This is a genomic window from Flavobacterium azizsancarii (assembly GCF_027980145.1).
GTDB classification, from domain to species: Bacteria; Bacteroidota; Bacteroidia; order Flavobacteriales; family Flavobacteriaceae; genus Flavobacterium; species Flavobacterium azizsancarii.
Genome location: NZ_JAMZNK010000081.1, coordinates 1 through 9,926, shown reverse-complemented (window position 1 = coordinate 9,926; position 9,926 = coordinate 1). Strand labels below are relative to the sequence as shown.

Genomic DNA, 9,926 nt, shown 5'->3' with positions numbered 1-9,926 from the left:
ATCTCTGTTAAAACGGCTGTCAATTCAATATGTCTACGAACGTGTCTTCTTAATTTTGTGTTTCGCTTGTTTCTCAAAGCGGGTGCAAAAGTAGAAAATTTATTTTCAACTGGCAAGTAAATTTTGAAGTTTTTTTTTTGAAAATTTTCATTTCCTTTTCTTCTCATTTTCCAACCAATCTATCAATGAACTTCCGTTGTTTTGCGGGGTGCAAAAGTACATAATGTTTCTGCATAAACAATACTTTTGAGCCCACTTTTTTGAATATTTTTCCCTAAATAAACCTAACAAACTGACAATGTAAAAACTAAGCTTTAGCCTTTTTTTCTTTTTGAATGAATTTTCCTCGCATCAATGCTTTTTACATTATTCTTATTCTAAGAATTGTGTTTTCAGCAACTTTACATGACTATTTAAACTCAAACATCACCTATATATAATAGGTGTCAAATAATCTCTACCTAATATGATATGCTATAAATCTTGTACATCGTTTATTAAATAACTTTTACTAATTAGACATTCACGTTCATAAAAAGCTGTTAACTGATTTATTCACGTACGATCAGAAACATATCCACTTACCTGGTTCTCATTTTAACTTCAAATGAATTGATCAAAATAGTCCGTATAAGAATAACTATAGTAAAAAGATTGAAAATGATATCTTCTAAATATATTGTTATGAATAAATACCAAGCAATACGATTCTGGAAAATATTCAATTTTACTAATTATCAAAAAAAACACAAAACAAATAAGACCGCTAAAAAAGCGGTCTTAACTATAAAGAAATTAGAAAAAATATTAAACTAATTATTAAAATGCTTTTTTAATATTTATAACGCCATAATTATAAATTGGCTTCGTCTATTCATTTGATGCTGCTCTTCACTACAATCTACTCCATCTGAACATCCGTTGATAAGCTCAGTTTCTCCATAGCCTTTTCCTGTTAGCCTGTTTGGTGCAATACCATTTTTAACCAGCCATTGTATTGTAGATTGAGCTCTTCTTTCTGATAACTGCTCATTATACGCATGTGTTTGACGACTGTCTGTATGCGAACGAATGTCCAATTTCATTGTGGGATATTGTTTTAATACGTCAAGTATTTTTTCTAAATCTAAAGCTGCTTCGGCGCGAATGTTAGATTTGTCCAGATCAAAATAAATCATACTAATACCAAAACACTTCCCTAAATCATCCCCTATTGTAACCTGACAACCAGATTTATCTAAAGCAATCGGCAAATAAGTTTTACCATTTTCAGATGCAATAGTAATACCAGCTTCTCTTGTGGTATAATCACTTTTTTCTGCTCTTACATTATAAAACTTCCCGCATTCAACAGGAAAAATATAGAATCCTTTTTGGTCTGTAATAGTAGAACCTTTTAATATCATTTGATCGTCATAAAGAGAAACCTTCGCTCCTGGTAAAATAGCTCCTGTTACTGCATCTGTAATAACTCCGCTTAATTCCTGAATGCATTTTAGTTTTCTTTTTTCTAAAAATTTATAAATATCATCTGAACCCTGGCCTCCTTTTTTATTTGAGGAAAAAAAACCTCTTCTTGATTTAGTATCTATTATATAAGCAAAATCATCGTTTGGCGAATTAATATCAGCTCCTACATTTTGAATGTTACTTACTCCATTCTTAGTTATTTCGCCAACAAATACATCTAACCCGCCAAGTCCGGGATGTCCGTCTGAGGCAAAATAAATTTCGTTTTCATCTGTTATAAACGGAAATGTTTCTTTTCCTTCGGTATTAATTGTTGATCCTAAATTTTCTGGAGATCCATATCCTCCATTGCCGTTGATTGATACTTTATAAATATCCGATTGGCCAATTGTCCCTGGCATATCTGATGCAAAATACAATGTTTTCTCATCAGGACTAAGGGCAGGATGTGCCGTGCTATAACTGTCACTATCAAAAGGGAGTTCTGTTATATTACTCCATTGGTTATTTTCAAGAGTGGCTTTGTATATTTTTATTAATGTAGTTTTATTTTCATCTTTTCCTTTTTTACCTTCAATATAATTATTTCGTGTAAAATAAACTGTCTTTCCGTCTTTTGTGAATACAGGAGTCGATTCGTGAAATTTAGAATTGATTTTTGATTCGAATTTTTTAACGGTACCGGGATTCAAATTTTCATCCATATCTGCCTGATACAAATTAGTAAAATTCTCTCCGGTCCATTTGTGTTTTCTCTGATTAAAATTTCCTGTATCTCTGGCCGAAGCAAAGACTATTTTGTTTAAATAAAAAGCAGGTCCGTAATCAGAATATTTGCTGTTTATACCCGCATTTTCAATATTGTAACGTCCCGAATTGGCTTTAATTAAATCCAGATAATTTTTATTACTTTCATATAGTTTTCCCCTAGTATCTATTTTTACTTTTTGATTGAATAAATCAAGCATCTGATTCGCTTTGGCTGTCTCTCCGGTTGATTTTAATGATTGTGCGTATCGATAATAATACTCTGGTTCAACTTCGGTATTCATCGCAAATAATTCGCCGTACCATTTAGCCGCTTTGTCAAATTCAGAATTGAAATAAAACGAATTGGCCAATTTTTTAAACATATCTGCAGATTTGTATCCTTTTTCGGCTACACGCTCATAGGTTTTAATCGCATCGATATAGGCGTAATCATCGTATTTTTTATCACCTGAAGCAATCTTTTTTTGTTGTGAATAACTGTTAATTGAAAAAGCACTTATTATTGTTATGTAGAGGAGTATAATTTTTTTCATAATAAATATTTTAGAAGAAACGAGGAGTTGTTATTTTTCCGTTATTTTTAAAGAATTCATATCGGAGAAATATCTCATGTGATCCTGAATTGTAATTATTTAAATGTGTTGTTTCACGATCATACGCATATCCCAGATATAGTCCGTCACTTATTTGAAATCCAACCAAGGCGCTCAATGAAGCACTCCATCTGTAAGCAGCACCAATTACGAATTTATCGTTGAACATAAAATTTGCCGAAACATCTACTTGTAATGGAGCTCCTTCTACCATTTTTGCCAGTAGGGCCGGTTTGAATTTTACATACTGATATTTATCTAAGTCGAATACATAACCTGCTATTAAATAGTAATTGATTTTATCTTTATAAATGGCTACATCATTATCATTATAACGATTTGTTTCAATGAAGTTTGGTACTGATAAACCTAGATAAGCTTTGTTAGAATGCCAATAAACCCCTGCTCCTACATTTGGAGAAAACTTACTATTTAAGTCCTGAAATTGTGGATCACCCTGATCGGCCGGATTTAACTTACTGATATCTAAATTGAATAAATTGGCTGTACCTTTTATACCAAACGAAAGTTTAAAATCTGCTGATGTCTGTATGGTATAAGAAAGATCTGCTGATAAAGTATTTTCATTCGTGGGCCCAATTTTATCATTGATTAACGAAACACCTACTCCAAGATTACTATTATTGATTGGCGAGTTGACTGAAAAACTACTTGTTTCCGGAGCGCCATCGAGCCCAACCCATTGTGTACGATATAAACCAAAAACACTTAACGCACCGCGAGATCCCGCATAAGCCGGATTAATATTTATTGTATTGTACATGTATTGCGAAAACTGAGCGTCTTGTTGTGCGGTACATAGAAACCCTGTTAACATAATAATTATTGTCAAAAAATTTATTCTCATGTTTTTATTTTTAATAATTTACCATTATCCAGTAGTAACATTATTAGGAATGCTTTTGTGAAATTTTGGTTTTTTATAATTATTTATTGAAATTTCCAGTCTTTCAAAACAAATTAATCTCTGCTTAAATACAGATATCCTGCTTTTTTTATCGTTTGTGATTTAGTGCCTGAATATTTGATGTTTAAAATATAGAAATATGTTCCTGTTGGTAAAAGCCGATCTCCTGATATGGTTACTCTGCCTTCAGAAAAACCTTTGAAAACATTTCCGTTAGAGTCATAATTATTGGTTTCAAAAACTTTTACTCCCCAACGATTATAAATTTCTACTGTATTATCTGTAGAACATTCTGATAAGCCATCAATTTTGAAATAGTCATTTTTGTTGTCTCCATTTGGTGATACTGCATTATGAACTATCAAAGTACTGCATGCCAAAATGATACCTCCATCAACTCTGGCAGTTGTAAACACATTATAACCTGAAACATTGATAGGCGTAGTAACTGTTTTTTTATCACTATCTACAATTCCGCCCTCATCGATCCACAGTTTTTTTGATGCATCCCAGCGAACAATGTGTATTTCGCTTTGCGGAGAAACTAAAATATCTGCTGGTGTAGTTGATGTTTCATCCCAACTCAAAGTCAGCATAACATCAGAATTTCCTGCTGTTTTATCTAAAGTCCAATATTCCTGATTGTTTATAATCTGTATTCCCTCTGCCTTATCATTGTGTGGATAAAGCACATTTGAGTTTTCATAAAAATATTTAGCGGTAAAACTGCTTAAGATTTCCTGCGGTGCCGAAATACCTGCAAATCGATATTTATTCTTATCTCCTATTGGATAAATAAATGCATCCTTTCCGTTTTTTTGTACTTTACCGTCTACAAAACTGTTATCACTGACATTTGTAGCTTCGGCTCCTTTTTCAAAAACTAATAATCCTCCATAATTGTCATCATCGACTATTCCTTTTTGAAAATCTGCTTTTCCGAAAATATTAACTTCATTGGATAAATAAAATGCTGGCTGTACATTACTATTTTTAAACTCGGCATTATACCATTCAATAGGAGCGCTACCTGAAATTTCCTGAGATCCTGACAGGCCTCTCATTCTGGTAATCCCTTTGGTTGAACCTGTAGAAAAAGTAACAAGACCATCATTATTATAATGACTGTAAACAAAAAAATCTCCGTCATTAAATAAATTACCACTGCTCTTATTATCGACGGCTCCAACGGAAGACATAATTGTACCTTCCGTTATATATAAATCGCCGGTATTGATCGTCTGCGCTGTTAACCCTAGGCTAAGCAACGATAAAAGAGTTAAAAAAATATTTTGTTTTTTTGATTTCATAGTCTACTATTATTAGGTAAAACTTATAAATTACATTGAGCTCAAATGGCCAGTAATTAATATAACTATTCAAACATCTTATAAAAATTAACAACTAAACCGGACTGATTTGTTCTTGTTGCAGCATTTGTTGTTGCTCCGGCACCATGTCTCAATAATACTTTTACTGTTTGTTGACTAGCTAATTGAAACACAAAAGAATATCGGTATCCTTGTACACTATTTGCACCATAAGTAGAAACACTTGATACTGTTTTTAAATCCGTTAACATTGTTAAACTCGATACAGTAGAACTTCCGGTAACAATAGCCGCCTCTAATACAAACAAATGCGATTGATTAACTAAAAAGCCACTATTTGGAGCATCAGGAGCTAAACAATCAAAAGACAGATCTACTTTATAAGTTCCAGCCGGTAATGTAATATCAGTACCTGTTGGGTTTGCGCTTCCAAGAGTATTGATATACTGTGTTTCATTGGCAGTACTAAAACTGACGAAGTTATTCGTTGTTCCTGCCGGTATCAATTCTTTAGACAAATCTCCTGAACCGCTCGTGTAGGTCCCTGAAATTTTTAAATTTAAAATTTGATCCATCTCGCTATTTACAATCATCCTGTTCCATTTTTCTCCATCCCAATAATAATATCCCCGGGCAAAAGTTCCTCCCAGATTAAAAATTAAGGAACCTTTCTGTGGAGCAGCAACTGCAATAGCATTATCTGTTAAACTCGTTAATGTATATTGTGGAGTCACTATACCTCGATCTGTGGCCGTAACATCCAAAGCCGCTGACGCATCTGGCGTTCTTGTATTAATTCCTGTTTGAGCAAATGCACCAAAACTAAATAAGCCAAATACTAAAATTATAACTGTTCTGATCATGGTAATGATTTTTCGATATTTATAAATGCATTATCTATACTTATAGTTCCTGTATATGTTCCGCCATTTCTTCTTGCCAATTGAAATTGAAAAGAGTCCGATGTGGTCAATTCAAAAGAAAAAACAAATGTTACTGCATGCTTTTTAGTTCCTGATGTATTTGAAATTTCATTTAATTGAATTTCCGGACCAAGCATTTTACTTCCGTTCCATAATCTGCCTGAATAAAAGTGAGCTTGTGTTTTAATAGTGGTACCAATACCGTTTGTTGTGGTTTCGTTTGTAGAGATATTAAAACTAACATTTGCTACATATTTACCTGGTTGTAATGTTATTGTACTGTTTTCATCATCTGAAATACCAATTCCTGAATTATTAAAAAATTTTGTAAATCCAGTAACATTAGAATAGGCTGTAGATATTGTTTTTACTTCTGAAGGTGTTTTAGTAAAAATAGCATTTACTACAGAATTTTCTCTGGTTGCCATCAGGTTCCAAACACCATTATCGAATATATAATAACCCGGTAATTGTGTTGTTCCAATATTATATACAATTAACCCGGCAGCAGGAGATGTTATTGGATTGACTTTATCAGTCAAAGTACTTAAAACAACTCTTGGTGGTAAAAATGCTCTCTTAGCTGTATTGTTTGATAGGTCTAAAACCGCTGAAGCATGACCTGTCTGGGCATTAACAACTGCTGCTCCTTGTGCAAAATTCAGCTCAGGAATTGCAAATATGATCAATACTATTAATATTTTTATAGTTGCTTTCATTATTTCAGTTTTGTTAATTTATAATAAGAACCACTAGGAATAATGTAAACCAAATCATTGTGTGATGATCCCGACCTTCTGCCCAGTGCTACTGTTAGACTAGAAACTGGATTAGTCACATTATCTGGTAGTGTGAAAGTAGTATTGAAGGTTACTCTATGATTTTGATTGGCCTGAGACAATACTGCTCTTTCTACTCTTGCACTATTTGTTACAGTACCAGTAGCGTCTATACTAGTCTTAATATCTGTATAATAACCCATATTATAATAGTTCGACCCGGTTAAAACTGATCCTCTTCCTGAATCTGGCACAGGTGCTGTAATTAAAAAAGAAATTTCAATCATATAAACACCAGATCCTAAATTGACTGTAAGCCCGTTTGTTGAGTTGTTTACAACATCAAGATTGGGCATATAACCTGAGCTTTGAATAACTAAAGTGTTACCATTACTATTGTTAATTAATGTGCTCGCTCCTGGATTCAAATTATCTAATGCTGCAAAATTTGAACCTGCCATACCAATCACTGCTGTTTTTGGTGTTTCCTTAAAAAACAAATGAGAGTTCCAGTTTCCTGCACCTGAGTTAGCTAAAGCATCCCAATGAAATAATGTTTTTTTTGTTACTGTATTTGTATTATAAATTAATAAACCATCTTTTGGAGCAACTGCTACCGGAGTTTTTACTGTTATATCAGCTATACTTAAACGAGGGATTAACAAACCTTTATTACTGGAAGATATTTCCATGTTTGCAGAAGCATCCGGATTTCTTGTATTTACTCCAGTTTGAGCATTTGATTTAAATGCAGCAATAAGAAATACTAAAGAAATGGTAATTATTTTTTTCATGATAATCATTTTGTAAATGAGAATTATAGGAGGAATACCTCCCATAATTCATTTTTATTTATTTCTCAAGCAACAACTTTTCTAACATTTCTAAACGATCAGTGATCAGTTTTGAAGCTTTTTTAAGATCTTCTATTTCTGCTTGCTGTTGATCTATCTTGTCTTTTTGCTCAATAGTATGCAAGTATAATTCTTCTATTTTCTCTAAACTTTGTATGGATAGTTTTGTCATATCAAACGTATAACCGTTCTCTGCTTTCCTTAATTCGTCTATTGAAGCAACCCCTGGTAAATGGTGGTTTACTTTAATGAATTCTTTTACATAACTTAATGATCTGAATTCATATTCAGGATTGATTACTGACTGGCCTATAAAGTACTTTTCGAAAACATAATCGGCATAAACACTATTAGCTGTCCAGATCTTGCCTGTCGTAGAAATATCGCCTGCTACATGGAATTTAGGAGTAATAGTTGCTGTTCCTACTGTAAAAGAAGGAATTACGCTTACACCAATGGCTACTGATCCTGTTTGATAAATATTTTGAGCATTAGTTGACGCTTTTGTTACGCCTCCTTGTACTTGCCAAGGTTCTAAAGTTGTAATATCTAAACCTGCTGTTGATTCTACACCATTAACTGTTGAAAAAAGATTATTACCACTTAGACGTAAAGTATTACTATTAATAATATTAGCTGTTGGGCTTAAACTATTAACGGTACTGGTAAGTATGTTACCGACTGAACTTAATGAATGTACAATGGTTTGAGGTGTAGAGGCTCCCGTATCGCCTTTTGGACCTTGTAATCCTACGGCACCAGTATCACCTTTTGCTCCTTGCGAACCTGTAGTTCCTGTTAATCCAATTGGTCCCTGAACTCCGTCTTTTCCAATTGGCCCTTGTGGACCTACCGATCCGGTATCTCCTTTTGCTCCTTGCGAACCTGTATTTCCTGTTAAACCAATTGGTCCCTGAACTCCGTCTTTTCCAATTGGACCTTGTGGACCTACCGATCCGGTATCTCCTTTTGCTCCCTGCGCACCTGTATTTCCTGTTAATCCCTGAAGTCCATCTTTTCCAATTGGCCCTTGTGGACCTGCAGCACCAGTATCACCTTTTGCTCCTTGCGAACCTGTATTTCCTGTTAAACCAATTGGTCCCTGAACTCCATCTTTTCCAATTAGACCTTGTGGACCTGCAGCACCGGTATCACCTTTTGCTCCTTGCGAACCTGTATTTCCTGTTAAACCAATTGGTCCCTGAACTCCGTCCTTTCCAATTGTCCCTTGTGGACCTACCGATCCAGTATCTCCTTTTGCTCCTTGCGAACCTGTATTTCCTGTTAAACCAATTGGTCCCTGAACTCCATCTTTTCCATCATCTCCTTTTGGTCCTTTAATATTTCCTGTTGTTACCCAAGTATCACCTTGTTTTACATAAACATCTCCTGTACTATTATCTACATAAGTGTCTCCGTCTTTTCCTGGGGTTGTAGTGCCGGGTGCGCCGATACCTCCGGTAATTGATTTTCCATCAGCACCATCTTTTCCATCATCTCCTTTTGGTCCTTTGATATTTCCTGTTGTTACCCAGGTATCTCCTTGTTTTACATAAACATATCCTGTACTATTATCTACATAAGTGTCTCCGTCTTTTCCTGGGGTTGTTGCGCCGGGTGCTCCTGTACCTCCGGTAATTGATTTTCCATCTTTTCCATCATCTCCTTTTGGTCCTTTAATATTTCCTGTAGTAACCCAAGTATCACCTTGTTTCACATAAACATCTCCTGTACTATTATCTACATAAGTATCTCCATCTTTTCCTGGGGTTGTTGCTCCGGGTGCGCCGGTACCTCCGGTAATTGATTTTCCATCAGCACCATTTTTTCCATCATCTCCTTTTGGTCCTTTTATATTTCCTGTAGTTACCCAGGTATCACCTTGTTTTACATAAACATCTCCTGTACTATTATCTACATAAGTATCTCCATCTTTTCCTGGGGTTGTTGCGCCTGGTGCTCCAGTACCGCCGGTAATTGATTTTCCATCAGCACCATCTTTTCCATCATCTCCTTTTGGTCCTTTAATATTTCCTGTAGTTACCCAGGTATCTCCCTGTTTCACATAAACATCTCCTGTACTATTGTCTACATAAGTATCTCCATCTTTTCCTGGAGTTGTTGCGCCGGGTGCTCCGGTACCGCCGGTAATTGATTTTCCATCAATTCCATCATCTCCTTTTGGTCCTTTGATATTTCCTGTAGTTACCCAGGTATCTCCCTGTTTCACATAAACATCTCCTGTACTATTATCTACATAAGTATCTCCATCTTTTC

General features: G+C 34.7%; 7 protein-coding genes. All 7 read right to left on the bottom strand.

The window, feature by feature from the left end:
• Positions 1-839 precede the first annotated feature (839 nt).
• Positions 840-2,774, bottom strand: coding sequence for an OmpA family protein (locus NJT12_RS24340; RefSeq protein ID WP_271338707.1), 1,935 nt, complete (start codon positions 2,772-2,774; stop codon positions 840-842).
• 10 nt (positions 2,775-2,784) lie between these two features.
• Positions 2,785-3,702, bottom strand: coding sequence for a PorP/SprF family type IX secretion system membrane protein (locus NJT12_RS24335; RefSeq protein WP_271338706.1), 918 nt, complete (start codon positions 3,700-3,702; stop codon positions 2,785-2,787).
• A gap of 113 nt (positions 3,703-3,815) precedes the next feature.
• The gene (locus NJT12_RS24330) at positions 3,816-5,072 is read right to left on the bottom strand and encodes a T9SS type B sorting domain-containing protein (protein ID WP_271338705.1); all 1,257 of its coding nucleotides are present in this window, start codon (positions 5,070-5,072) and stop codon (positions 3,816-3,818) included.
• A gap of 65 nt (positions 5,073-5,137) precedes the next feature.
• Positions 5,138-5,956 carry a hypothetical protein gene (locus tag NJT12_RS24325; RefSeq protein WP_271338704.1) on the bottom strand — a complete coding sequence of 273 codons (819 nt, stop codon included), beginning with the start codon at positions 5,954-5,956 and terminating at the stop codon, positions 5,138-5,140.
• Positions 5,953-6,735, bottom strand: coding sequence for a hypothetical protein (locus NJT12_RS24320; protein ID WP_271338703.1), 783 nt, complete (start codon positions 6,733-6,735; stop codon positions 5,953-5,955). Before NJT12_RS24320 ends, NJT12_RS24325 begins: the two co-directional genes overlap by 4 nt.
• Positions 6,735-7,589: a hypothetical protein gene (locus tag NJT12_RS24315; RefSeq protein WP_271338702.1), complete on the bottom strand. Its 855-nt coding sequence runs from the start codon at positions 7,587-7,589 to the stop codon at positions 6,735-6,737. Before NJT12_RS24315 ends, NJT12_RS24320 begins: the two co-directional genes overlap by 1 nt.
• Positions 7,590-7,647: 58 nt before the next feature.
• The coding region (locus NJT12_RS24310) for a collagen-like domain-containing protein (protein ID WP_271338701.1) at positions 7,648-9,926 on the bottom strand (2,279 nt) is incomplete at its 5' end.